The organism is Serratia sp. CY55921 (assembly GCF_052167655.1).
In the GTDB taxonomy this organism is placed as follows: Bacteria; Pseudomonadota; Gammaproteobacteria; order Enterobacterales; family Enterobacteriaceae; genus Serratia; species Serratia ureilytica.
The window spans coordinates 262098-284606 of the sequence record NZ_JBJNMU010000002.1 but is presented as its reverse complement, the minus strand read 5'-3'; the positions used below and the strand labels follow the sequence as shown (position 1 = coordinate 284606).

The following is a 22509-nucleotide window of genomic DNA, read 5'->3' as shown; positions in this document are numbered from 1 at the left end:
CGCTATGCCCCATTTTTACGCTGAATGTACCGACAACATCCGCCGCGATGCGGATTTGCCCACCCTGTTCGCCAAAGTCAACGAGGCGCTGGCGGCGACCGGCATCTTTCCGCTGGCCGGCGTGCGCAGCCGCGCCATCTGGCTCGACACCTGGCAGATGGCCGACGGCAAGCAGGACTACGCCTTCGTGCACATGACGCTGAAGATCGGCCACGGCCGCAGTCTGGAAAGCCGGCAGCAGGTGGGCGAGATGCTGTTTGCTCTGATCAAGGAACACTTCGCCGCGCTGATGGCGCAGCGTTACCTGGCGCTCTCTTTCACCATGGAAGAGCTGGATCCGGTGCTGAATTACAAACAGAACAATGTCCACGCGCTGTTCAACAAGGCGTGAATAAGGGGTCGTAAATGCTGGATAAAGAGCAGGTTAACCGCGCCGTACAGCGCCTGCATCAGGCGGAAAAGAGTCGTGAACAGATCCGCGCGCTGTCGCTCGATCATCCCGAGATCACCATCGAAGACGCCTATGCCATTCAGCGGCAGTGGGTGGAGCTGAAGATCGCCGAGGGGCGCACGCTCAAAGGCCACAAGATCGGTCTGACCTCGCGCGCCATGCAGGTGAGCTCGCAGATCACCGAGCCGGACTACGGCGCGCTGCTGGACGACATGTTCTTCAACGACGGCAGCGACATTCCTATCGATCGCTTTATCGTGCCGCGGGTGGAGGTGGAGCTGGCGTTCGTGCTGGCCAAGCCGCTGCGCGGGCCGAACTGCACGCTGTTCGACGTCTACAACGCCACCGACTACGTCATTCCCGCGCTGGAGATCATCGACGCGCGCAGCCACAACGTCGATCCCGAGACTCAACGGCCGCGCAAGGTGTTCGACACCATCTCCGACAACGCCGCCAACGCCGGGGTGGTGATGGGCGGGCGGCCGATCAAGCCGGATGCGCTGGATCTGCGCTGGATCTCCGCGCTGCTGTACCGCAACGGCGTGATTGAAGAATCCGGCGTGGCGGCGGCGGTGCTCAACCACCCGGCCAACGGCGTGGCCTGGCTGGCCAACAAGCTGGCGCCGTATGAGGTGGAGCTGGAAGCGGGGCAGGTGATCCTCGGCGGCTCCTTCACCCGGCCGGTGCCGGCGCGGCGCGGTGATACCTTCCACGTCGACTACGGCCCGATGGGCTGCATCAGCTGCCGCTTCGTCTAAAAAGCAGGCTCGGCGAACCGGGCCGACTAAACCGGGCGGGGGCCATGCGCTACGCCCGCTTGTCAGGGAGAATGCGATGTTAACCAACCACTTCAAGCGAGCGCTGCAGGAAAAACGCCCGCAGATCGGGCTGTGGCTCGGGCTGTGCAGCAGCTACAGCGCCGAACTGTTGGCCGGCGCCGGTTTCGACTGGCTGCTGATCGACGGCGAACATGCGCCCAACAACGTGCAGACGGTGCTGGGGCAGCTGCAGGCGGTCGCCCCTTACCCGAGCCAGCCGGTGGTGCGGCCGCCGTGGAACGATGCGGTGATCATCAAGCAGCTGCTGGATGTCGGCGCGCAAACCTTATTGATCCCGATGATTCAGAACGCCGAACAGGCGCGCGACGCGGTGCGCGCCACGCGCTATCCGCCGCATGGCGTGCGCGGCGTCGGCAGCGCCCTGGCGCGCGCCTCGCGCTGGAACCGGGTGCCCGATTACCTGCAGCAGGCCGACGAGCAGATGTGCGTGCTGGTGCAGATTGAAACCCGCGAGGCGGTGAAAAACCTGGAGGCGATCCTGCAGGTGGAAGGGGTGGACGGCGTGTTTATCGGCCCGGCGGATCTCAGCGCCGACATGGGCTTCGCTGGCAATCCGCAGCACCCGGAGGTGCAGCGCACCATCGATGACGCCATTGCGCGCATCCGCGCCGCCGGCAAGGCGCCGGGCATTTTGATGGCCAACAAGGCGCTGGCGCAGCGCTATCTGGAAGCCGGCGCGCTGTTCGTCGCGGTAGGGGTGGATACCACCCTGCTGGCGCGGGCGGCGGAAGCCCTGGCGAACGAGTTCAAACAGGGCGGGGCGCAAGCGCCTTCATCGGGAGTCTACTGAACCATGAACCACGTCGATTCGCTGCCGCCGGCCAACCCGGCGCAGCAACATAAAGCGTTAACCGCCGCCGAGCAATCGGTGATTAAAAAGTTGTTTCGGCGCCTGATTATTTTCCTGTTCGTGTTGTTTGTTTTCTCTTTCCTCGACCGCATCAACATCGGCTTTGCCGGGCTGACGATGGGCAAGGATCTCGGCCTCAGCTCGACCATGTTCGGGCTGGCGGCGACGCTGTTCTACGCCACCTACGTGATCTTCGGCATTCCGAGCAACATGATGCTGAGCCGGGTCGGCGCGCGGCGCTGGATCGCCACCATTATGGTGCTGTGGGGCATCGCCTCCACCTGCACGATGTTCGCCACCGGGCCGACCAGCCTGTATGTGCTGCGCATGATCGTCGGCATCACCGAGGCCGGCTTCCTGCCGGGCATTCTGGTGTACCTCACCTACTGGTTCCCGGCGTTTTACCGCGCCCGGGCCAACGCCTTGTTCATGATCGCCATGCCGGTGACCATGGCGATCGGTTCGCTGGTCTCCGGCTATATTCTGGCGCTGGACGGGGTGATGAACCTGAAGGGCTGGCAGTGGCTGTTCCTGCTGGAAGGGATCCCGTCGGTGTTGCTGGGCGTGGTGGTGTGGTTCTACCTCGACGACACCCCGGCCAAGGCCAAGTGGCTGACCGACGAGGAAAAAGCCAGCCTGAAGGCGATGATGGAGGCCGACAAGCTGCAGCTGGTGCAACCCAACGGGCCGAGCAGCCACCGCGCGCTGCAGCAGCGCAGCCTGTGGCGCGAGATCTTCACGCCGATCGTGCTGATGTACACGCTGGCCTATTTCTGTCTGACCAACACCCTGAGCGCGATCAACATCTGGACGCCGCAGATCCTGCAGAGCTTCAACCAGGGCAGCAGCAACGTGACGATCGGCATTCTGGCGGCGATCCCGCAGATCTGCACCATCGCCGGCATGGTGTGGTGGAGCAAACGATCCGACAGGCTGCAGGAGCGTAAGCATCACACCGCGCTGCCGTATCTGTTCGCCGCTGCCGGCTGGCTATTGGCTTCCGCCACCGATCACAGCCTGATCCAACTGCTGGGGATCGTGATGGCGTCGGTCGGTTCCTTTACCGCCATGGCGATCTTCTGGACCACGCCGGATCAGTCGATCAGCCTGGAAGCGCGGGCGGTGGGGATCGCCGTGATCAACGCCACCGGCAATATCGGATCGGCGCTCAGCCCGCTGTTGATCGGCTGGTTCAAGGACATGACCGGCAGCTTCAACTCCGGGCTGTATTTCGTCTCGGCGCTGTTGATCGTCGGCGCCGTGCTGGTGTGGCGCATCCCGATGAAGGATTCGCGCCCGAGAGCGACGCCTTGATACGCAGATAGGCAGGATTGCAGGAGGTAATGAGGTGCGGAAAAGTACCGGTTTTATCGCCAACATCGATATTTGCAAAGAGTATGACGCGCGCTACGCCGCCGACGAGGTGCACTACGAAACCTTCGCCGGGCTGGCGGCGTTCTTCGGCCGCGACATGCAGGTGCACTGGCACGACTGCTTCTTCCAGGTGCATTTTCTGGAGACCGGCAAGATAGAGCTGCAGCTCGACGATCAGCACTATTCGGTGCAGGCGCCGCTGTTCATCCTCACGCCGCCGTCGGTGCCGCATGCGTTCTTCACCGAACCGGACAGCGACGGCCATGTGCTGACGGTGCGTCAGGAGCTGATTTGGCCGCTGCTGGAGCGCCTGTATCCCGGCAGCAATCTGGCGCTGGACATGCCGGGCATCTGCCTGTCGCTGGCCGATGCGCCGCAGGAGCTGACGGCGCTCAGCCATTATTGGGCGCTGATCCGCCGCGAGTTCGCGCAGAACCTGGCCGGGCGCGAACAGACGCTGGCGCTGTTGGCGCAGGCGGTGTTCACGTTGCTGCTGCGCAACACCGCGCTGGAAGACAGCGCCAACAGCGGCGTGCGCGGCGAACTGCAGCTGTTTCAACGCTTCAACAAGATGGTGGACGAGCGTTTCCGCGAGCATCTGCCGGTGCCGGAGTATGCGCAGGCGTTGGGCGTGACCGAATCGCGGCTCAACGACCTGTGTCGGCGCTTCGCCAACCGGCCGCCCAAGCGGCTGATCTTCGATCGATTGCTGCGCGAGGCCAAGCGCATGCTGCTGTTCAGCGCCTGCACGGTGCATGAAACCGCCTACAGCCTCGGCTTCAAGGATCCGGCCTATTTCGCCCGTTTTTTCAATCGGCTGGAAGGCTGTTCCCCTTCAACCTACCGCGCGGCGCAACACGCCCTTTCGTAACCGCGATCACAGTTTGCCGCGAAAGCGGCAAACTGACCTGAAAAGTACCGGCGATTGCCGCAAAAGTCTCTTCTCGAAACCGGCTTTGGCAGCTTCAATTAAGCAACCAAAAGAAAACATTATTTTAACAAATGGCCGGCTCCACGGCCTGAAAAATGCCGATTACGAGGAAGACCCGATGAAACCAGAAGACTTTCGTGCCGACAGCAAGCGTCCGTTCACCGGCGCCGAGTACCTGAAAAGTTTGCAGGACAGCCGCGAAATCTACATTTACGGCGAACGCGTAAAAGACGTCACCACCCACCCGGCGTTCCGCAATGCGGCGGCCTCGGTCGGCCAGCTGTACGACGCGCTGCACGATCCGGCCAGCCAGGATCGCCTGTGCTGGAATACCGACACCGGCAACGGCGGCTACACCCACAAGTTCTTCCGCTATGCCCGCAGCCCGGAAGAGATGCGCCAGCAGCGCGACGCCATCGCCGACTGGTCGCGCCAAAGCTACGGCTGGATGGGGCGCACGCCGGATTATAAGGCGGCCTTCGGCTGCGCGCTGGGCGCTTATCCGGAGTTCTACGGCCAGTTCGCCGACAACGCGCGCCACTGGTACAAACGCATTCAGGAAACCGGGCTCTATTTCAACCACGCTATCGTCAACCCGCCGATCGATCGTCATAAGCCGGTCAACGAGGTGAAGGACGTCTACATTCAGGTGGAGAAAGAAACCGACGCCGGCATCATCGTCAGCGGCGCCAAAGTGGTGGCTACCAACTCGGCGTTGACCCACTACAACTTCATCGGCTTCGGTTCGGCGCAGGTGATGGGCGATAATCCGGACTTTGCGCTGATGTTCGTGGCGCCGATGGACGCCGAAGGGGTGAAGCTGATTTCGCGCGCCTCCTACGAGCTGGTGGCCGGCGCGACCGGTTCGCCGTTCGACTACCCGCTGACCAGCCGCTTCGACGAGAACGACGCGATCCTGATCATGGATCATGTGCTGATCCCGTGGGAAAACGTGCTGATCTACCGCGATTTCGACCGCTGCCGCCGCTGGAGCACCCAGGGCGGTTTCGCCCGGCTGTTCCCGCTGCAGGCCTGCGTGCGTCTGGCGGTGAAGATGGATTTCATCACCGCGCTGCTGCAAAAGAGCCTCTCGTGCACCGGCGTGCTGGAGTTCCGTGGCGTGCAGGCCGATCTGGGCGAAGTGGTGGCCTGGCGCAACCTGTTCTGGTCGCTGAGCGACGCGATGTGCGCCGAAGCCACGCAATGGGAAAACGGCGCCTACCTGCCGGATTCCGCCGCGCTGCAAACCTATCGCGTGATGGCGCCGATGGCCTACACCAAGGTGAAACACATCATCGAAAAGAACGTCACCAGCGGCCTGATCTACCTGCCGTCCAGCGTGCGCGACATGAACAACCCGGAGATCGACAAGTACCTGGCGCGCTACGTGCGCGGATCGGACGGCATGGATCACGTCGAGCGCATCAAGATCCTCAAACTGATGTGGGATGCGATCGGCAGCGAGTTCGGCGGGCGCCACGAGCTGTATGAGATCAACTACGCCGGTAGCCAGGATGAGATCCGCCTGCAGTGCCTGCGCCACGCGCAGGGATCCGGCAACATGGATCGCATGATGCAGATGGTCGACAAGTGCCTGGCCGATTACGATCAGCACGGCTGGAAGGTGCCGCACCTGCGGAACAATGACGATATTAATCAGTTGGATAATCTGCTGAAGTAATTCAGGAGGAGGTTGTATGTCTCAGGAAAATGAACAGCGGCTGCGCTTTCGCGACGCCATGGCCAGCCTGTCGGCGGCGGTGAATATCGTCACCACCGACGGCCCGGCGGGGCGCTGCGGCATCACCGCCACGGCGGTGTGTTCGGTGACCGATACGCCGCCGACGCTGCTGGTGTGCATCAACCGCAACAGCGCGATGAACCCGGTGTTTCAGGAAAACCGCAGGCTGTGCGTCAACGTGCTTAACCACGAGCAGGAGCTGATGGCGCGCCACTTCGCCGGCATGACCGGCGTCAGCATGGAAGATCGTTTCCGGCTGGAAGAGTGGCAGCTCGGCGCGCTGGGGCAGCCGGTGCTGCGCAATACCCTGGCCAGCCTGGAAGGGGAGATCGAGCAGATCCAGAGCATCGGCACCCACCAGATGTACCTGGTGCAGATCAAGCAGATCGCGCTGAGCGAAGCGGGCAACGGCCTGATCTACTTCAAGCGTAACTTCCATCCGGTGATTCATCAGATGGCGGTGCCGGCCTGACGCCTGGGGGCGCAGCCAGCTGCGCCCCCCATCTCAACTCTTGTTGGCCGCCAGATCGCTCACCAGTCGGTTGACCGGATCGCTCATGTTGGTGAACTTGCTCAGCTCCGAACGGGTCACCACCACGAACACCCCGACGTTTTTCGCCGGGATCATCGCCATGTAGGTGATGAATCCGCCGCCGCCGCCGGTCTTCTGAATGATGCCCGGCAGCCCGTCCTTCGGCGCCATATACACCCAGCCCAATCCCAATGCATCCGCTTGTCCCGGCACGTCCATGCCCTTCAGCGACACCAGATCGTGGCGCTGGAAGTACATGGTTTGCTCGCTGGCGGCGGTGGCTTTGCGCGGGCCGCTGGCGCTGGAGGAGAGGAACTGCTGCATCCAGCGCTGCATGTCGCGCGGGGTGGAGTAGACGCCGCCGCTGCCGGCCGCGGCGGTGGTGTCGCGACAGGCGCTCGGGCCGGCCGCCGCCACCATCAGGCGCGAGCACTGTTCGGGGCTCGGCGTCAACGTGGTGTCGACCATGCCGAGCGGCGCGGTGATTTTCTCTTTCAGCAGCGCGCTGTAAGGCTTGCCCGCGGCGCGCGACAGCGCGTCGGCCAGTAGATCGTACGCCAGGTTGGAATACGCGGCGCGTACGCCCGGCGGCACCGTGACGTTGGCATGCGCCAGCCATTGCCAGCGCTGAGCCTTGGTCGGCCAGGTGAACACCGGCGTTTTCGGCGGCTTTTTGCCCGGCTGCTCGCGCGGCAGCGCGCTGGTGTGGGTCGCCAGGTTCAATAAGGTGATCGGCTGGCCGGCGTTGTAAGACGGCACATAGGCGCCCTTGGGAGCGTACTTGCGCAGCGGGTCGGTCAGCTTGACCTGGCCTGCCGCCGCCATTTTCACCATCACTTCACTGGTCATCAGCTTGGTGATCGAGGCGATGCGGATCAGCGAATCCGGGCGCGGGCGCAGGTTGTTGCCGGGCTTGGTGTCGCCGAAGCTGCGGTTAACCACCTGATTACCGTCGATCACCACCAGCGCCATGCCGGTGGCGCCGCTGTTGTAGAAAATATGTTCGGCATACTGGTCGACGATTTGCGAAGCCAGCTGCGGGGGCGCGGCCTGCACGGCCAGCGGCGCGGCGCACAGGCCCAGCGCCAGCAATAAAGCGGAGACAGAGTTCTTCAACGGTCGTTATCCATTTAACAATGCAGCGGGAAAGGGCGTTATTCGTCGCCCAGTGTAATGCGCCCGCCCCCCCGCTGCATGTAGAAAAAAGAGCGGTGGCGATAAAATTTTTTAACCGCCGGCGGCTTACTGCGCGCGGGCGAAAATGGCGATCACTTCGTCCAGGTGCGCCTTCATCGCCTTGCGGGCGCCGCGCACATCGCGCGCTTCGATCGCCGCCAGGATCGCCCGGTGTTCCAGCTCGGAGCGGTGCGGCATGTCGTCCGGCGTATAGTGGCGCTGCAGCACGCGGAACATGCTGCCGTAGCGGTGGCCGAGCAGGTGCCCGATGATGAACGCATAGGCCGGGTTGCCGCTGGCCTGGGCGATGCGGATGTGGAACAGCCGATCGCCGGGGTGGGTGGCGGAGACGGCGCGGTTATCGCGGCAGTTCTGCTCATAGGCGGCGCGGATGCCCGCCAGCTCCTCGTCGGTGGCGTGGCGCGCGGCCAGCGCGGCGGTCTCCGGTTCGATCAGCAGGCGGGTTTGCAGCAGTGAAAACGGCGGCAGCTCGGCGTTGAAATCCAGCTCGATATTCAGTTCGTCGTCGATCTCCGCCCACTGGTTGCGGCCGGCCTGGACCATCACCGATTCCTGCGACGCCGGCGGCGGCGTTTGCGAACGCACGATCACCCCGTTGCCCACCTTGACGTCCACCAGGCCGATCACTTCCAACGCGATCAGCGCCTCGCGCACCGACGCGCGGCTGACCTGCAACTGCTGGGCAAGATCGCGCTCCGAGGGCAGGCGGCTGCCCGGCGGAAATTCGTTGTTCTCGATAAGACGTTTGAGCTGGTCAGCTATCTGTCTGTAAATCCTTGGGTTTTCCAGTCGGGTAATCGGCATTTTTGACCTTTGACGATTCGGCGTTCAGTGATTTGGCGCACAATTATGCGACAAGGCGCTTGAGTAATCGTTATTCAAGTGTAAAAAAAAGGTTAATCGAAATGCGGTTTCAAGGCTGTTTTTATTAACTTCTTCCCCCAACGATAACGCGTAAAGCGTCTTTTGTCATGTTAGAGGCCTGACCTTTAACCGCCTTTATTGGCCTGACCATTAGACCTTTAGGCCGAGGAGTCAAGATGGATTTAACCGGGAAACGCGTACTGATCACCGCCGCCGGGCAAGGGATCGGATTCACCACCGCCAGGCTGTTCGCCGCCGCCGGCGCCGACGTGATCGCCAGCGACATCAACCTCGAGCGCCTGCAGGGCTGCGCCGGGATCCGCGCGCTGGCGCTGAACGTCACCGATCCGGCCGCCATTGCGGCGGCGGCGGAAGCGATCGGCCCGATCGACGTGTTGTTCAACTGCGCCGGCGTGGTGCACAGCGGATCGATCCTCGATTGCAGCGAGGATCAGTGGGCGTTCGCGCTCGATCTCAACGTGACCGCGATGTTCCGCATGATCCGCGCCTTCCTGCCGGGCATGTTGGCGCGCGGCAAAGGCTCGATCATCAACATGTCCTCGGTGGCCTCGAGCGTGAAAGGGGTGCCTAACCGCTTCGCCTACGGCGCCAGCAAGGCGGCGGTGATTGGCCTGACGCGCTCGGTGGCGGCGGATTACGTCACCCAGGGCATCCGCTGCAACGCCATCTGCCCCGGCACGGTGGAATCGCCGTCGCTGCGCCAGCGCATCGCCGAGCAGGCGCGCGAGCAGGGGCGTAGCGAGCAAGAGGTGTATCAGGCGTTCGTTGCCCGCCAGCCGATCGGGCGCATCGGCACCACCGAGGAAATTGCCCAGTTGGCGCTGTATCTGGCCTCCGACGCCAGTTCGTACACCACCGGCACGGTGCAGATCATCGACGGCGGCTGGAGCAACTGAGCCGCCATTTTTGAGAGAGGAACGCATGAAACTTTTACGTTATGGGGAACCCGGGCAAGAGCGCCCCGGCATGTTGGATGCGCAGGGCCGCCTGCGCGATCTGTCGCAGCATATCGCCGACGTGGGCGGCGCCGCGTTATCGCCGGCGTCGCTCGCCAAACTGCGCGCGCTGGACAGCGCCGCGTTGCCGCTGGTCGAGGGGCAGCCGCGCCTCGGCGCCTGCGTCGGCGGCATCGGCAAGTTCATCTGCATCGGTCTGAACTACGCCGATCACGCGGCGGAAACCGGCGCGGCCATTCCTGAAGAACCGGTGGTGTTCAACAAATGGACCAGCGCGGTGGTCGGCCCCTACGACCGGGTGGAGATCCCGCGCGGCTCGCAGAAAACCGACTGGGAAGTGGAGCTGGGCGTGGTGATCGGCCAGGGCGGGCGCTACATCAGCGAAGCGGACGCGATGCGCCACGTCGCCGGCTACTGCGTGATCAACGACGTCTCCGAACGCGAGTATCAAATTGAGCGCGGCGGCACCTGGGACAAGGGCAAAGGCTGCGACACCTTCGGGCCGATCGGCCCCTGGCTGGTGACCGCCGACGAAATCGCCGATCCGCACAACCTGAACCTGTGGCTGGAGGTGGACGGCAAGCGCTATCAGGACGGCAACACCAGCACCATGATCTTCCGCATTCCGCAAATCGTCAGCTACCTCAGCCGCTTTATGAGCCTGCAGCCGGGCGACGTGATCTCCACCGGCACGCCGCCGGGCGTCGGCATGGGGCAGAAACCGCAGCCCGTCTATCTGCGGGCGGGCCAGACGATGCGTCTGGGCATCGAAGGGCTGGGCGAACAGCGCCAGCAAACCGTACAGGCTTAACCGGGAGCGCCGCCATGACCACCATTACCGCACTGCGGGTTGAAGACATTCGTTTCCCCACCTCGTTGGGGCTGGACGGATCCGACGCCATGAATCCGGATCCCGACTATTCCGCCGCCTACGTGATCCTGGAGACCGATCGCGCGGATCTCAGCGGCCACGGACTGACGTTCACCATCGGCCGCGGCAACGAGATCTGTTGTGCGGCGATCCGCGCGCTGGAACATCAGATCGTCGGTGAGCAACTGGAGACGATCGCCGCCGACATGGGCGCCTTCTGGCGGCGCTTCACCAGCGACAGCCAGCTGCGCTGGATTGGGCCGGACAAAGGCGCTATTCACCTGGCGACCGGCGCGGTGGTCAACGCGGTGTGGGATCTGTGGGCCAAATCGGTCGGCAAGCCGGTATGGCGGCTGGTGGCGGAGATGACGCCGGAGGAACTGGTGCGCTGCATCGACTTCCGTTACATCACCGACTGCATCACGCCGCAGGAAGCGCTGGCGCTGCTGAAACAGCGGGCCGAGGGCAAAGAACGGCGCCTGGAGCGGCTGCTGCAGGAAGGGTACCCCTGTTACACCACCTCCGCCGGCTGGCTGGGTTACCCGGATGACAAGCTGCGCCGCCTGTGCCAGGAAGCGGTCGACGCCGGTTTCTCCTACCTGAAGCTGAAGGTCGGGCGCGATCTGGAAGACGACATTCGCCGGGTGCGCATCGCCCGTGAGGTGATCGGCCCGGATCGCCGGCTGATGATCGACGCCAACCAGGTGTGGGAGGTGGGCGAAGCCATTCCGTGGGTGAAACATCTGGCGTTCGCCAACCCCTGGTTTATCGAAGAACCGACCAGCCCGGATGACGTGGAGGGGCATCGCCGCATCCGCGAAGGGGTGGCGCCGGTCAAGGTGGCCACCGGTGAGATGTGCCAGAACCGCATCATGTTCAAGCAGTTCATCATGCGCGGCGCGGTGGACGTGGTGCAGATCGACGCCTGCCGTCTCGGCGGCGTCAACGAAGTGCTGGCGGTGATGCTGATGGCGGCCAAATACCAGCTGCCGGTCTGCCCGCACGCTGGCGGCGTCGGGCTGTGCGAATACGTGCAGCACCTGTCGATGATCGACTACCTGTGCATCGCCGGCACCCACGAAGGCCGGGTGATCGAGTACGTCGATCATTTGCATGAACACTTTGTCGATCCCTGTGTGATCAAGGGCGCGGCCTACATGCCGCCGAGCCGTCCCGGTTACTCGATCGAGATGCATCCGTCGTCGATCGAGCAGTATCGGTTCCGCGGGTGAGGCGGGAGGATCGCATGCCGCGCATCGACGCTCACCAGCACTACTGGCGCTACCACCCGCAGCACTACCCGTGGATCGACGAGCGGATGCGCGTGCTGCGACAGGATTTCGATCCGCCCCGGCTGCGGCCGCTGTTGCAGGAACACGGCTTCGACGGCGCGCTGGCGGTGCAGGCGCGCCCCAGCGAGGACGAGACGCTGGCCCTGCTGGCGCTGGCTGAGCAGAGCGAGGGCGTATGCGGCGTGGTGGGCTGGTTGGATATCGCCGCGCCACAGCTGGCGCAGCGTCTGGAGGCCTGGCGGCCTTACAGCGCGCTGCGCGGGGTGCGTCATCAGGTGCAGGACGAAGCGGATCCGGCGGCCTGGCTGGCGCGGCCGGAGGTGGATCGCGGCATGCAAACGCTGCAGCGCGCCGGGTATGTGTACGAGATCCTGGTGACGCACCGGGATCTGGCGGCCGCGGCGGCGTTTGCCGGCCGCCACGACCAACACTGGCTGGTGCTGGATCACTTCGGCAAGCCGGACATCATGCGCGGCGCGCGGCACTGGGCGCAGCAAATCCGGCCGTTGGCGGCGCTGCCGCACGTGGCCTGCAAGCTGTCGGGGCTGATCACCGAGGCGCCGGGTGGCCGGTGGCGCGCGGAAGAACTGCTGCCGTTCTTCGACGCCGCGCTGGAGGCGTTCGGCCCGCAGCGGCTGATGTTCGGCTCCGACTGGCCGGTGTGCCTGCTGGCCGGCGACTACCGCCAGGTGGTGCAACTGTGTGAACGGGCGCTGTCGACGCTGGGGGCCGCCGAGCAGGCGGCGATTTGGGGCGACACCGCCTGGAGAATTTACGGGTTAACGGAGTCTGGTTATGGATCTGTATCTGCAAGATAAGGTGGTGCTGGTCACCGGCGGCGGTGCCGGCATCGGCGCGGCGATTGCTCATGTGCTGGCCGAAGAGGGGGCGATCCCGGTGCTGGTCACCAACGCCGCGCCGGAGGCGGCGCTGCTGGCCGATTTGCAGCGGCTGCAGCCGCGCACCGAGGTGATCCTCACCGAATTGTGCGACGAGGTGGCCTGCCGCCGGGCGGTCAGCCAGACGCTGGCGACCTTCGGCCGCATTGACGGGCTGGTGAACAACGCCGGGGTCAACGACGGCGTCGGGCTGGAGGCGGGGCGTGAAGCGTTCGTCGGCTCGCTGGAAAAGAACCTGGTGCACTACTACCTGATGGCGCACCTGTGCCAGGCGGCGCTGCGGGAGAGCCGGGGCGTCATCGTCAACATCGCCTCCAAGACTGCGCTCAGCGGCCAGGGCGGCACCAGCGGCTACACCGCCGCCAAGGGCGCGGTGCTGGCGCTGACGCGCGAATGGGCGGTGTCGCTGCGCCATGATGGGGTGCGGGTGAACGCGGTGGTGCCGGCGGAGGTGATTACCCCGCAGTACCAGCGCTGGCTCAACACCTTCGCCGACCCGCAGCGGCAGATGGAGAAGATCACCGCGCGCATTCCGCTCGGGCAGCGCATGACCACGCCGCAGGAGATCGCCGATACCGTGGCGTTTCTGCTGTCGTCGCGGTCATCACACACCACCGGACAGTGGCTGTCGGTGGACGGCGGCTACCTGCATCTCGATCGGGCGCTGACGTGAGCAGCGCGGCGGCAGGGCGGCGCCGTTTCTGCCAGGCGCTCGATCTGATTGACTCACCGGCGCTGATTGCGGAGTACCAGCAGCATCATCAGCGCATTTGGCCGGGCATCGCCGCGCATTTGCGCGAGCACGGCATTCTGGACATGGAGATTTACCGGTTGGGCACCCGGCTGTTCATGATCGTGGAGGTCAGCGCCGATTTCGACGCCGCGCGTTTTGACGCCGCCAGCCTGAACAACCCCGAAGTACAGCGATGGGAAGCGCTGATGTGGCACTACCAGGCCGCCACCCCCTGGACGCCGCAGGGCGAAAAATGGGTGGAAATGGCGCGGATTTTCTCTCTGCAACAGCAATAACGCCAACATCATCATCGCCAGACGATACGAGGGTATCACCATGCTTGCTGATAAAAGTGCGGCCTCCGCGCAGCCGGGCGTCCCCGTGACCGCCAATCTGCGCTGGGCCTTTATCCTGGTCACCAGCCTGTTCTTCATGTGGGGGCTGTCCTATGGCCTGCTGGACGTATTGAACAAACATTTTCAGGAGACGCTGCACGTCACCAAGGCGCAGTCGGGGCTGCTGCAGGCGGCGTACTTCGGCGCCTATTTCCTGGTGGCGCTGCCCGCCGGTTATTTCATGGATCGCAAGGGCTATAAGGCGGGCATTCTGGTCGGGCTGTGCCTGTACGCACTGGGCGCGCTGCTGTTCGTGCCGGCGGCGTCGGCCAACAGCTTCGGCGTCTTCCTGTTCGCGCTGTTCGTCATCGCCAGCGGCCTGGGCTGCCTGGAAACGGCGGCCAACCCGTACGCCACGGTGCTGGGCGACGCGCAGGGCGCCGAACGGCGGCTCAACCTGGCGCAGTCGTTCAACGGCCTCGGGCAGTTTATCGGCCCGCTGATCGGCGGCACGCTGTTCTTCTCCGCCGGCCAGTCCGTCGGCGGCGGCGATCAGAGCGCGGTGAAGATGACCTATGTGGCGATCGCCGCGCTGGTGCTGCTGATCGCGTTGTTGTTCAGCCGCACCCGGCTGCCGGCGATCCGCGAAGAGGAAAAACCGGTGCACGGCGTGATAGCGCAGGGGTTGTGGCAGCATCCGCATTTCGTCGGCGGGGTCATCACGCAGTTTTTCTACGTGGCGGCGCAGGTGGGCGTGGGGGCGTTCTTCATCAACTACGCCACCGAGCACTGGCGCGAGGTGTCTAACCAGAGCGCCTCTTACCTGCTGTCGATCGCCATGATCTGCTTTATGGTCGGACGTTTCTTCAGCACCTGGCTGATGGGACGGGTCAAACCGGCGACGCTGCTGGCGGTCTATGCGCTGATCAACATCGCGCTGTGCGGCGTGGTAATGCTGAGCGTAGACGGTATCTCGGTGGTGGCGCTGATCGCGGTGTTCTTCTTTATGTCGATCATGTTCCCGACCATTTTCGCCCTGGGGGTGAAAAATCTGGGCAAGCACACCAAGCGTGCCAGCTCGTTCATGATCATGGCGATCGTCGGCGGCGCCATCATGCCTTACTTTATGGGGGCGCTGGCCGACCGTTACAGCACCGCGCTCTCTTATCTGCTGCCGCTGCTGTGCTTCGCGGTGGTGCTGGTTTACGGCCTGCGGCAGCGCCGCGCCTGATTCACCCCGGCGGCGAATCGGCTTTCGCCGCCGTTTTCGGCATCTGCCGCCGGGTCCCCATCAGGATGGCCAACGCCAGCAGCAGCACCAGGCCGGACAGCGCGCCGTTTATCGTCAGGCCGCCGGCATCCACCACCAGCCCGCCCACCAGCGAACCGCAGGAGATCGCCAGGTTAAACAGCGCGATATACAGTGAAGAGGCGACCTCGGCCGCATCGGGCGCCGCCTTGAGCATCCACGCCATCAACGCAACGGAAACGCCGCCGTAGGCGATGCCCCACAGCAGCAGGAAGGCGCCGCCGCTCAGCGGCGTGTGGCCCAGCAGCGGCAGCAGCAGGACGGCGAGCGCCAGCCCGAGGGCGATCAGCGCCAGGGTGCGGCGCAGCCGTTTGGCGGCGGCCTGGCCGGCGATAAAATTCCCGACGAGGCCGGCGATGCCGTAGGCGAACAGCAGCGGCCCCACCCAGCGGCTCTCGATGCCGGAGACCGTCTGCAGCAGCGGACGGACAAAGGTGTAAGCCATAAAGTGACCGGCGACCAGCAGAAACGTCAGCAGCAGCCCGGTCAGCAGCCGGCGATTCGCGCGTTGCGCGGTGAACGACCGCCAGCCGATCGCCTGCGTGACCGGCAGCGGCGGCAGCACGCACACCAGCAGGAGCAGGGTCAGCGCCGCCAGAACGGCGACCGCCAGAAACGCCATGCGCCAGCCCAGCGCTTCGCCGAGGAATACCCCGAGCGGCACCCCGAACACCGAGGCCGCCGCTACGCCACCGAAGATGATGGACAGCGCCAATCCGACGGAGGCCGGCGGCACCAGGCGTTCCGCCAGCCCGCCGGCGATGGCCCAGATACCGCCGATGCAAAAACCCAGCAGGATGCGCGCAGCGAACAGCAGCGCCAGGGAGGTGGCGGCGGCGGCCAGCAGGTTAGCGGCGATCAGCAGCAGCAGAAAGCCCGCCAGCAGGTTGCGGCGGTCTGTGCGCCGGGCGCCCAGCACCACCAGCGGGGCGAACAGCGCGGCGAACAGGGCCGGCAGGGAAATCAGCAGCCCGGCGCGGCCGATCGATGCGTTCAGGGTGCTGACGATCGGGGTCAGCAGCCCGACAGGCAGCATTTCTGCGGTGACGACGGTAAAGGTGGACAGGCCGACCGCGAAGGTCGCCAGCCACGCTTTTGCGCCGCCGTCGGCGTGTAAGGCACTCATAATGACTCTCCCAACAGATGACGAACCCCAGTGTATCCGCGCCAAAATGGCTGATAAACTGGCCTGAATGCGCAACATTGGGGACAAAGCGTGGCTAATTTACCGTCTATGCCGTTGGATAACCTGACCGACCTGCTGGTATTCATTCGCGTCGCCGACGCCTGCAGCTTCACGCTGGCGGCCGAGAGACTGGGCATCTCCCGATCGGCGGCGGGCAAATGCGTGAACCGATTGGAGGCGCGATTGGCGACCCGGCTGCTGCAGCGCACCACGCGCAGCGTCAGCCTGACCGAAGACGGCGCGGTGTTTTACGAATATGCGCAGCGCATCCTGTCGCAGGCCGAAGAGGCGGAAACGGCGCTCAATACGCGGCGGCAAACCCCGCGCGGGCGGCTGCGGCTGGATGTGCCGGTCTCGTTGGGGCGGTTGCATATTTTGCCGATTCTGCGGGAATTTTTGGCGCAGTGGCCGGAGGTGGACGCCGACGTCAGCTTCTCCGACGATTACAGCGATTTGGTGCGCGACGGTATCGACGTGGCGATCCGCGTCGGCGGCAGCGACGACAGTCGGCTGGTGCGGCGGGTGCTCGCGCCGCACCGCCTGATCACCTGCGCGGCGCCGGACTATCTGGCGCGCTACGGCACGCCTGCGACACCGGAGGCGCTGGGCGATCACGAGACGCTGGTCTTCAGCCACCAGGGATTGCCGGCGCCCTGGCGCTATCGGGTTAACGGCCAACTGCACGAACAGCCGGTGCGCGGCCGGATGCGTTTCAACAACGTCGAGGCATTGCGGGATGCGGCCGTCGCCGGGGCAGGTCTGTGTCAGGTAGGGGCGTTTCTGGTCGGTGAACAGATGGCGGCCGGCACGCTGGTGCCGGTGCTGGAACGCTATTGTCGCCCGGGGCCGCCGATCTGCGCCGTCTATCCCAGCCGACGCCATCTCTCCCCCAAAGTGAAACTGTTTCTGGTGGCGATCGAACGGCGCTGGCAGGGCAAGGCGATTTGGGAAACCGTTTAGCGCAGGCGGTTCACGCCGCTTTCAAGGCCAGCGTTCGCCGCATTAGGCGATAGCCGCCGGCCGCCACCAGCAGTACGACCAGGCCGGCCGTGAGCGTGACGCCAAGGCCGGCCGTTATCCCCGCAGCGTCGATCGCCAGGCCCGCCAGGGCTGCGCCGAACGCCACGCCTATCCCCAGACCGGTGACCATCCAGGTCAATCCCTCCGTCAGCCTGGCGGGGGGCACGATGTTTTCAACCAGCCCCATGGCAATGATCATGGTCGGCGCGAAAAACAGTCCGGCGACAAACATCGCCGCCGCCAGCGTCAAGACATGGTGCACCCACAGCAGCGGCAGGGTAGTGAATGCGGTGGCGAACGCCGCGTATAAGAACAGGCGGGGCAAGGGGACGGGGATCTTCATTGCGCCGAAAATCAGCCCGGCGAGGCAGGAGCCAAACGCGTAAACCGACAGCACGATGCTGGCGGCGGCCGGCTGGCCTTGCTGCTCGGCGAAGGCCACGCTGATGACGTCCACGGTGCCGACAATGGTGCCCAGGGCGATCAGCGCCAGCACCAGAATTTGCATTGACGGCATAGCCAGGATGGCGCGCTGCCGCTCGCTGTTGCGGGTGTAAACCGGGGGCTGTGTGCTTTTTTGCAAGGCGAATGCCGTGACGCCCGCCACCAGAAGCAGCGCGGCCACCAGAGGGCCGGCTTCTGGGAAAAGTGAAACGCTGAGCCCCACGGCGATCGGCGGGCCGATGATAAAGGCGACTTCGTCCAACACCGACTCGAATGAAAATGCCGTGTGCAGCTGCGGCGTGCCGCGATAAATTTCGCTCCAGCGAGCTCTGACCATCGCGGAGATGCTGGGCATGCCGCCCGCGAGCGCGGCGAAGACGAACAGCGCCCAATCCGGTGCCTGGCAGCGAGTGCAAATCAGCAGCAGCAAGAGGGCGATCGCGCTGGTCCCGGTGGCATACGGCAGCACTCGGCGTTGGCCGAAGCGATCCGCTGCGCGCGCGATCTGCGGCGCGAGCAGCGCCATGGAAAAGGCGAACGTCGCCGCCACCGCGCCCGCTAACCAATAGGAGCCGCGTACCTGCGAGAGCATGGTAATGATGCCGATGCCGGTCATCGAGACCGGCAGGCGCGCGATTAGCCCGGCAGAGGAAAACGCCTTGCTGCCCGGGGCGGTGAACAGTTTGAAATAAGGATTTGCCATAAAATGGGCTCCGGAATGTTGCGGCTCGGTATTCGCTCAATGTCCATCATTGACATACGCCACGTATGTTACGTTAATTGACATACATAGCGTATGTCAATTATAACGTCATCAATAACGAGGCGGGAGTGAACCCATGGCACGTAAAGCGCGTACCGAAATGATTGAAGAAACCCGACAAAAGCTGGTGGCGGCGGCCCGTCTGCAATTCGGCAACGTGGGGTATGCCGAAACGGTGATGGATGATCTCACCGCCCAGGCCGGCCTGACGCGCGGCGCGCTCTATCACCATTTTGGCGATAAAAAGGGGCTGTTCCTGGCGGTGGTGCAGGCGATAGACGCGGAGATGGATGCGCATCTGGCTGAGATAACCGCGAGTACTGCGGATGACTGGGAGGCTTTTGCGGCGCGTTGCCGCAGTTATCTGATCATGATGACGGAGCCGCAAGCGCAACGCATTCTGTTGCGTGATTCACCTTCGGTGCTGGGAGCTGAATATCTGCGGGCCAGCAAGCTGGCGTGCATCAGCTGGATGACGGGCGCATTGGAGGTATTGATGGCGCAGCGGCGTATCGCTATCGCCGAGCCGGAAGCGCTGGCGCATTTAATCAACGGCGGCCTGATGGATGCCGCGCTGTGGGTCGCCCATCATCCGGAAAAAGACGTGGGGCTGGAACAAGCCTTGGCCAGTTTGAACCTGTTGCTGAACGGGCTGCGTTCCACCGCCGTATAGCCGTATAAGTGTTGATGTCAGCCGCCGCGCCGTTACCACGGCGGCTTAGGAGTGAACGGCAGCGGGCTGGACGTTTTGCGCCAGCTGAATATTGTTGCGGCCGCTGTGCTTCGCCAGATAGAGCGCGGCGTCGGCCGCGCCTATCGCCGATTCGATGTCCAGTTTTTCCAACGCGGAGATGCCGGCGCTGAGCGTCAGCGTGCCGCTGTGCTGCGGACTGGCGCCGTGCGGGATGTTCAGCTCCGCCACCCGCTGGCGCACCCGTTCGGCCAGTTGCGCCGCGTAGCCTTCGTGCACGTTGGTCAGCAGCACCAAAAATTCTTCCCCGCCGTAACGCACCACGATGTCGCGCGAACGCACCGCATCGCGGATGGCGACCGCCACCTGCACCAACGCCCGATCGCCCATGGCGTGGCCGTAGCTGTCGTTATAGACCTTGAAGTGGTCGATATCCAGCAACAGCACGTAATGATGGCCGGTTTGCGGTTCCAGCAGCATCGTGATCTTATTCTCCAGCCCGCGCCGGTTATAAAGGCCGGTCAGAGGATCGATCATGCTCAAATTATTGAATTTATCTCGCTCGTTATACAGGTTGGCCACCAGCGCGTGAGTAAAGATTTCACTGCGTTTCAACATCAGGTGGTGGATGGAGAAAGCGATAATAGGTAATAGCGTGGTGAATAATATCCGCAGGGTATTATGCATGCCGTCTAAAGCCAGGATCACCATTGCGGAAGGCACGGCGTGTAAACAAAAGGCGGTAAAGTTGTCCGTCAGGGAAATAGCGCTGATAAAAAAGATGCTAAACAAACTAATTAATAAAAAATCTTGGTTATTCGGTAGGCAATATTGACTTTTAACGTAAATATGTGCGGCCCAGAGCAGGCCGAGCACGCCGGCGAACAGGTTGAGTTTGCACAAGTATTTGCGTGGCGTTTGCAGGGACAATAGCGCGGCTACCAGACAAAATAGCGGTATACATAATAAAGGTAGGGTAAATGCGGGCGTATCCCTAAAAGGGAACAATAATGTAAATACGGAAGAGGCGGCATTCATTATCAGAAAAAGAAATAATGCCAGGCGCTGCTTGCTGTTCAGTAATTCCTGATAAGAACGGGCGTTCATACGGAGGTCACTCTTTGCAAAGTCGTTCTGTCGAATAATTAAGGTTGAGAAGCATTCCTTTGGCGCGAATATCCACTTGAATTGCATGGTTGAGGATTGTGATTATTATCATGCAAACAGGACTAGGAATTTTCTTATGTCAAATTATCATTTTTTCATGCTGGTGTCATCTGGGTTTGGTCAGCGCAGTGAAAATGATGCGGCGGCCAAAAAAGTGTTATATGATATTGGTTATCATTATCACTTGAAGGGGGGTTGTCATGCTCACCGCCATGATTGCCGCGTGCGGGCTGTGGGGCGTCAGTTGGTGCCTCGGGGATCGCCTGGCCAGCGCCTGGGGCGTTTTGCTGCCTTGTGCGCTGATGCCGCTGCTGGCCTTGATCGACCTGGATATGGTGCAGTTGCGCACCCTGATCGTGATAGCGATGTTGGCCACGCTGGTGATGCTGTTCAACAGCCGGCTGCGCCACTATCTGCTGCTGCCTTCCTGTATGGCGCTGGCGGGCGGCCTGGCGGCTGTCAGTCTGAACTTCAGCTTCGGGTGAAACGCCGGAAACGGCAAAACCACGCTTAAGCGTGTGATTCATCAATGCGTTGGGATTTTTTCGAGGATACTGCCGGGGAGATCATCAATTGGTGCGAAGAGAGGGACTTGAACCCTCACGTCCGTAAGGACACTAACACCTGAAGCTAGCGCGTCTACCAATTCCGCCACCTTCGCACAGTCGATGTTGTTGCTTTGATTTATATTACGTCGCCAGCGTGGTGCGAAGAGAGGGACTTGAACCCTCACGTCCGTAAGAACACTAACACCTGAAGCTAGCGCGTCTACCAATTCCGCCACCTTCGCATCGATGCTGAGTGCAATATAAATCATGTGGTTATTTGGTGCGAAGAGAGGGACTTGAACCCTCACGTCCGTAAGGACACTAACACCTGAAGCTAGCGCGTCTACCAATTCCGCCACCTTCGCGTACCAGAAACATTACCGGAGTAACGTTACCACGGAGGCGAATTCTAGAGATTTTGGCGGACACGTCAACAGTTATTTCCCCGCTTTGCGGGCGTTTGCTGGAAAAACAGCCATATCGCCGCTTTTCTGCTGGTCAAACAGCCAAATCAGCCAATCAATCAACACTCTGACCCGCGGCGCCAGGAAACGGCCGGGCGGATACATGATGTAAATCGGCATCGGCGGAGGCGGCGTTTCCGCCAGCACTTCCACCAGTTCGCCCTGTTCCAGCCAAGGGGCAAGCGAATAGCGCGCCGCCTGTATCAATCCCATGCCGGCACGCGCGCCGGCGATATAGGCGTCGGCGCCGCTGACGCTCAGCCGGGCGGGCAGTTCGCGCAGTTCCAGCTTGCCGCCGCGGCAAAACTCCAGCGGGTAATCGCGGTTGCTGGCCAGCGAAAAATACCCCACCGCGCGGTGCGGCGTCAGGCTATCGATGTCGAGCGGCGTACCGTGGGCCTGCAGGTAAGCGGGGGAAGCGCAGGTGACCTGCGGCAACTGGGCGATGCGCCGCGCCACCAGGCTGTCGTCTTCGGTTTCCCAGGCGCGCAGCACGCAGTCCACGCCTTCGCGCAGCAGATCGACGTGGGTGTCGTTGGCGCCCAGCGCCAGCGTGATGTCGGGATAGCGCCGGTAGAAGTCGTCCAGCGCCGGAATGACGACCTCGCGCGCCAGCGAATGGGGCATATCGATGCGCACTTTGCCGGACGGCTGCAGCTTATGGTGGCTGAACAGCGTGTCCGCCTCCTCCAGCGCGCCCAGCAACTGCACGCAGCGTTGATAGTAGAGACTGCCTTCGCTGGTCACCTGCACCTGGCGGGTGGTGCGGATCAGCAGGCGTACGCCCAGCCGCTGTTCCAGCCGTTTCAGCGCGTTGCTGACCGTGGCGCGCGGCAGCTGCAGGCGTTCGGCCGCCCGGCTGAAGCTGCCCAGTTCGACGATGCGGGTAAAAATGCGCATGGCTTGAACCTGATCCATGTCCACTCCGGATTGTTGGTGATTTTTGAACAGTGATGTGCAATCTGCATTATTTATCTTTGTCGAGTAAACAACCAGACTTTGCTGCGTTATCCATTCACCGCATGAGGGCA

23 protein-coding genes and 3 tRNA genes are annotated in these 22509 nt (G+C 63.0%); 17 read left to right on the top strand and 9 right to left on the bottom strand.

Features of this window, described 5'->3' with window-relative positions:
- Positions 1 to 4 precede the first annotated feature (4 nt).
- The 7 genes from ACJ8M3_RS15160 to hpaC all read left to right on the top strand — a co-directional run bounded on the left by ACJ8M3_RS15160 (position 5) and on the right by hpaC (position 6658).
- Complete coding sequence (locus tag ACJ8M3_RS15160) at positions 5 to 391, top strand: 5-carboxymethyl-2-hydroxymuconate Delta-isomerase (RefSeq protein WP_089197657.1); 387 nt, start codon at positions 5 to 7, stop codon at positions 389 to 391.
- 14 nt (positions 392 to 405) lie between these two features.
- Complete coding sequence (gene hpaH / locus ACJ8M3_RS15155; protein WP_004933170.1) at positions 406 to 1209, top strand: 2-oxo-hept-4-ene-1,7-dioate hydratase; 804 nt, start codon at positions 406 to 408, stop codon at positions 1207 to 1209.
- A 76-nt stretch (positions 1210 to 1285) separates the two neighbouring features.
- Entirely contained in the window at positions 1286 to 2080 is a 795-nt protein-coding gene (hpaI, locus tag ACJ8M3_RS15150) for a 4-hydroxy-2-oxoheptanedioate aldolase (RefSeq protein WP_033641769.1), read from the top strand.
- A 3-nt stretch (positions 2081 to 2083) separates the two neighbouring features.
- Positions 2084 to 3454 (top strand): 4-hydroxyphenylacetate permease, encoded by a 1371-nt coding sequence (hpaX, locus tag ACJ8M3_RS15145; RefSeq protein WP_021505400.1) that lies wholly within the window; start codon positions 2084 to 2086, stop codon positions 3452 to 3454.
- 34 nt (positions 3455 to 3488) lie between these two features.
- Entirely contained in the window at positions 3489 to 4385 is an 897-nt protein-coding gene (gene hpaA / locus ACJ8M3_RS15140) for a 4-hydroxyphenylacetate catabolism regulatory protein HpaA (RefSeq protein ID WP_004933161.1), read from the top strand.
- A gap of 178 nt (positions 4386 to 4563) precedes the next feature.
- A complete protein-coding gene (gene hpaB, locus ACJ8M3_RS15135; RefSeq protein WP_004933158.1) occupies positions 4564 to 6126 on the top strand; it encodes a 4-hydroxyphenylacetate 3-monooxygenase, oxygenase component in 1563 nt (520 codons plus the stop codon).
- A gap of 16 nt (positions 6127 to 6142) precedes the next feature.
- Positions 6143 to 6658 carry a 4-hydroxyphenylacetate 3-monooxygenase, reductase component gene (gene hpaC / locus ACJ8M3_RS15130; RefSeq protein ID WP_016929186.1) on the top strand — a complete coding sequence of 172 codons (516 nt, stop codon included), beginning with the start codon at positions 6143 to 6145 and terminating at the stop codon, positions 6656 to 6658.
- A 33-nt stretch (positions 6659 to 6691) separates the two neighbouring features.
- On the opposite strand, the gene ampH is transcribed toward hpaC, so the two are convergent.
- Positions 6692 to 7834 carry a D-alanyl-D-alanine-carboxypeptidase/endopeptidase AmpH gene (ampH, locus tag ACJ8M3_RS15125; RefSeq protein ID WP_015376541.1) on the bottom strand — a complete coding sequence of 381 codons (1143 nt, stop codon included), beginning with the start codon at positions 7832 to 7834 and terminating at the stop codon, positions 6692 to 6694.
- Positions 7835 to 7960: 126 nt separating this feature from the next.
- The gene (locus ACJ8M3_RS15120; protein ID WP_089197658.1) at positions 7961 to 8719 is read right to left on the bottom strand and encodes a FadR/GntR family transcriptional regulator; all 759 of its coding nucleotides are present in this window, start codon (positions 8717 to 8719) and stop codon (positions 7961 to 7963) included.
- A gap of 236 nt (positions 8720 to 8955) precedes the next feature.
- On the opposite strand from ACJ8M3_RS15120, the gene ACJ8M3_RS15115 reads away from it, so the two are divergent.
- From ACJ8M3_RS15115 to fucP, 7 genes are read left to right on the top strand one after another with little or no spacing between them, the layout of a single operon-like run.
- Entirely contained in the window at positions 8956 to 9696 is a 741-nt protein-coding gene (locus ACJ8M3_RS15115; protein ID WP_033651365.1) for an SDR family oxidoreductase, read from the top strand.
- Between the two features lie 25 nt (positions 9697 to 9721).
- Complete coding sequence (locus tag ACJ8M3_RS15110; RefSeq protein ID WP_047025170.1) at positions 9722 to 10567, top strand: fumarylacetoacetate hydrolase family protein; 846 nt, start codon at positions 9722 to 9724, stop codon at positions 10565 to 10567.
- A gap of 14 nt (positions 10568 to 10581) precedes the next feature.
- Positions 10582 to 11859 (top strand): L-fuconate dehydratase, encoded by a 1278-nt coding sequence (locus tag ACJ8M3_RS15105; protein WP_033641773.1) that lies wholly within the window; start codon positions 10582 to 10584, stop codon positions 11857 to 11859.
- A 14-nt stretch (positions 11860 to 11873) separates the two neighbouring features.
- Entirely contained in the window at positions 11874 to 12737 is an 864-nt protein-coding gene (locus ACJ8M3_RS15100) for an amidohydrolase family protein (protein ID WP_033651362.1), read from the top strand.
- A complete protein-coding gene (locus ACJ8M3_RS15095; RefSeq protein ID WP_089197659.1) occupies positions 12715 to 13491 on the top strand; it encodes an SDR family oxidoreductase in 777 nt (258 codons plus the stop codon). Before ACJ8M3_RS15100 ends, ACJ8M3_RS15095 begins: the two co-directional genes overlap by 23 nt.
- Positions 13488 to 13847: an L-rhamnose mutarotase gene (locus ACJ8M3_RS15090; protein WP_049272375.1), complete on the top strand. Its 360-nt coding sequence runs from the start codon at positions 13488 to 13490 to the stop codon at positions 13845 to 13847. Before ACJ8M3_RS15095 ends, ACJ8M3_RS15090 begins: the two co-directional genes overlap by 4 nt.
- 40 nt (positions 13848 to 13887) lie before the next feature.
- Complete coding sequence (fucP, locus tag ACJ8M3_RS15085) at positions 13888 to 15117, top strand: L-fucose:H+ symporter permease (RefSeq protein ID WP_069101049.1); 1230 nt, start codon at positions 13888 to 13890, stop codon at positions 15115 to 15117.
- Between the two features lies 1 nt (position 15118).
- Here the strand turns inward: fucP and ACJ8M3_RS15080 are convergent, their stop codons facing one another.
- Positions 15119 to 16321, bottom strand: coding sequence for an MFS transporter (locus ACJ8M3_RS15080; protein WP_047025175.1), 1203 nt, complete (start codon positions 16319 to 16321; stop codon positions 15119 to 15121).
- Between the two features lie 108 nt (positions 16322 to 16429).
- Here ACJ8M3_RS15080 and ACJ8M3_RS15075 point away from each other — a divergent pair, with 108 nt between their 5' ends.
- A complete protein-coding gene (locus ACJ8M3_RS15075) occupies positions 16430 to 17341 on the top strand; it encodes a LysR family transcriptional regulator (RefSeq protein ID WP_047572736.1) in 912 nt (303 codons plus the stop codon).
- A gap of 10 nt (positions 17342 to 17351) precedes the next feature.
- Here the strand turns inward: ACJ8M3_RS15075 and ACJ8M3_RS15070 are convergent, their stop codons facing one another.
- Positions 17352 to 18548, bottom strand: a complete 1197-nt coding sequence (locus tag ACJ8M3_RS15070) for an MFS transporter (RefSeq protein ID WP_089195447.1) — start codon at positions 18546 to 18548, stop codon at positions 17352 to 17354.
- Between the two features lie 136 nt (positions 18549 to 18684).
- On the opposite strand from ACJ8M3_RS15070, the gene ACJ8M3_RS15065 reads away from it, so the two are divergent.
- Positions 18685 to 19281, top strand: coding sequence for a TetR/AcrR family transcriptional regulator (locus tag ACJ8M3_RS15065; RefSeq protein WP_033641781.1), 597 nt, complete (start codon positions 18685 to 18687; stop codon positions 19279 to 19281).
- A 45-nt stretch (positions 19282 to 19326) separates the two neighbouring features.
- Here ACJ8M3_RS15065 and ACJ8M3_RS15060 read toward each other — a convergent pair whose 3' ends face one another.
- The gene (locus tag ACJ8M3_RS15060) at positions 19327 to 20406 is read right to left on the bottom strand and encodes a GGDEF domain-containing protein (protein WP_047025177.1); all 1080 of its coding nucleotides are present in this window, start codon (positions 20404 to 20406) and stop codon (positions 19327 to 19329) included.
- Between the two features lie 260 nt (positions 20407 to 20666).
- On the opposite strand from ACJ8M3_RS15060, the gene ACJ8M3_RS15055 reads away from it, so the two are divergent.
- The gene (locus ACJ8M3_RS15055) at positions 20667 to 20951 is read left to right on the top strand and encodes a DUF1435 domain-containing protein (protein ID WP_033641783.1); all 285 of its coding nucleotides are present in this window, start codon (positions 20667 to 20669) and stop codon (positions 20949 to 20951) included.
- 89 nt (positions 20952 to 21040) lie between these two features.
- On the opposite strand, the gene ACJ8M3_RS15050 is transcribed toward ACJ8M3_RS15055, so the two are convergent.
- From ACJ8M3_RS15050 to ACJ8M3_RS15035, 4 genes are all read right to left on the bottom strand, one after another.
- Positions 21041 to 21127 (bottom strand) — tRNA-Leu (locus ACJ8M3_RS15050).
- 42 nt (positions 21128 to 21169) lie between these two features.
- A tRNA-Leu gene (locus tag ACJ8M3_RS15045) sits at positions 21170 to 21256 on the bottom strand.
- A gap of 36 nt (positions 21257 to 21292) precedes the next feature.
- A tRNA-Leu gene (locus ACJ8M3_RS15040) sits at positions 21293 to 21379 on the bottom strand.
- Between the two features lie 72 nt (positions 21380 to 21451).
- Positions 21452 to 22396, bottom strand: coding sequence for a LysR family transcriptional regulator (locus ACJ8M3_RS15035; protein WP_033651709.1), 945 nt, complete (start codon positions 22394 to 22396; stop codon positions 21452 to 21454).
- Between the last annotated feature and the right edge of the window lie 113 nt (positions 22397 to 22509).

Coding starts and splice junctions, on each gene's coding strand:
- ACJ8M3_RS15100 (WP_033651362.1), top strand. CDS start 11,874: ATGCCGCGCATCGACGCTCACCAGCACTACTGGCGCTACCACCCGCAG.
- hpaC (WP_016929186.1), top strand. CDS start 6,143: ATGTCTCAGGAAAATGAACAGCGGCTGCGCTTTCGCGACGCCATGGCC.
- ACJ8M3_RS15065 (WP_033641781.1), top strand. CDS start 18,685: ATGGCACGTAAAGCGCGTACCGAAATGATTGAAGAAACCCGACAAAAG.
- hpaH (WP_004933170.1), top strand. CDS start 406: ATGCTGGATAAAGAGCAGGTTAACCGCGCCGTACAGCGCCTGCATCAG.
- ACJ8M3_RS15060 (WP_047025177.1), bottom strand. CDS start 20,406: ATGAACGCCCGTTCTTATCAGGAATTACTGAACAGCAAGCAGCGCCTG.
- ACJ8M3_RS15110 (WP_047025170.1), top strand. CDS start 9,722: ATGAAACTTTTACGTTATGGGGAACCCGGGCAAGAGCGCCCCGGCATG.
- ACJ8M3_RS15075 (WP_047572736.1), top strand. CDS start 16,430: ATGCCGTTGGATAACCTGACCGACCTGCTGGTATTCATTCGCGTCGCC.
- ACJ8M3_RS15160 (WP_089197657.1), top strand. CDS start 5: ATGCCCCATTTTTACGCTGAATGTACCGACAACATCCGCCGCGATGCG.
- ACJ8M3_RS15105 (WP_033641773.1), top strand. CDS start 10,582: ATGACCACCATTACCGCACTGCGGGTTGAAGACATTCGTTTCCCCACC.
- hpaX (WP_021505400.1), top strand. CDS start 2,084: ATGAACCACGTCGATTCGCTGCCGCCGGCCAACCCGGCGCAGCAACAT.
- ACJ8M3_RS15095 (WP_089197659.1), top strand. CDS start 12,715: ATGGATCTGTATCTGCAAGATAAGGTGGTGCTGGTCACCGGCGGCGGT.
- ACJ8M3_RS15035 (WP_033651709.1), bottom strand. CDS start 22,396: ATGGATCAGGTTCAAGCCATGCGCATTTTTACCCGCATCGTCGAACTG.
- hpaI (WP_033641769.1), top strand. CDS start 1,286: ATGTTAACCAACCACTTCAAGCGAGCGCTGCAGGAAAAACGCCCGCAG.
- hpaB (WP_004933158.1), top strand. CDS start 4,564: ATGAAACCAGAAGACTTTCGTGCCGACAGCAAGCGTCCGTTCACCGGC.
- fucP (WP_069101049.1), top strand. CDS start 13,888: ATGCTTGCTGATAAAAGTGCGGCCTCCGCGCAGCCGGGCGTCCCCGTG.
- ACJ8M3_RS15120 (WP_089197658.1), bottom strand. CDS start 8,719: ATGCCGATTACCCGACTGGAAAACCCAAGGATTTACAGACAGATAGCT.
- ACJ8M3_RS15070 (WP_089195447.1), bottom strand. CDS start 18,548: ATGGCAAATCCTTATTTCAAACTGTTCACCGCCCCGGGCAGCAAGGCG.
- ACJ8M3_RS15055 (WP_033641783.1), top strand. CDS start 20,667: ATGCTCACCGCCATGATTGCCGCGTGCGGGCTGTGGGGCGTCAGTTGG.
- ACJ8M3_RS15115 (WP_033651365.1), top strand. CDS start 8,956: ATGGATTTAACCGGGAAACGCGTACTGATCACCGCCGCCGGGCAAGGG.
- ACJ8M3_RS15080 (WP_047025175.1), bottom strand. CDS start 16,321: ATGAGTGCCTTACACGCCGACGGCGGCGCAAAAGCGTGGCTGGCGACC.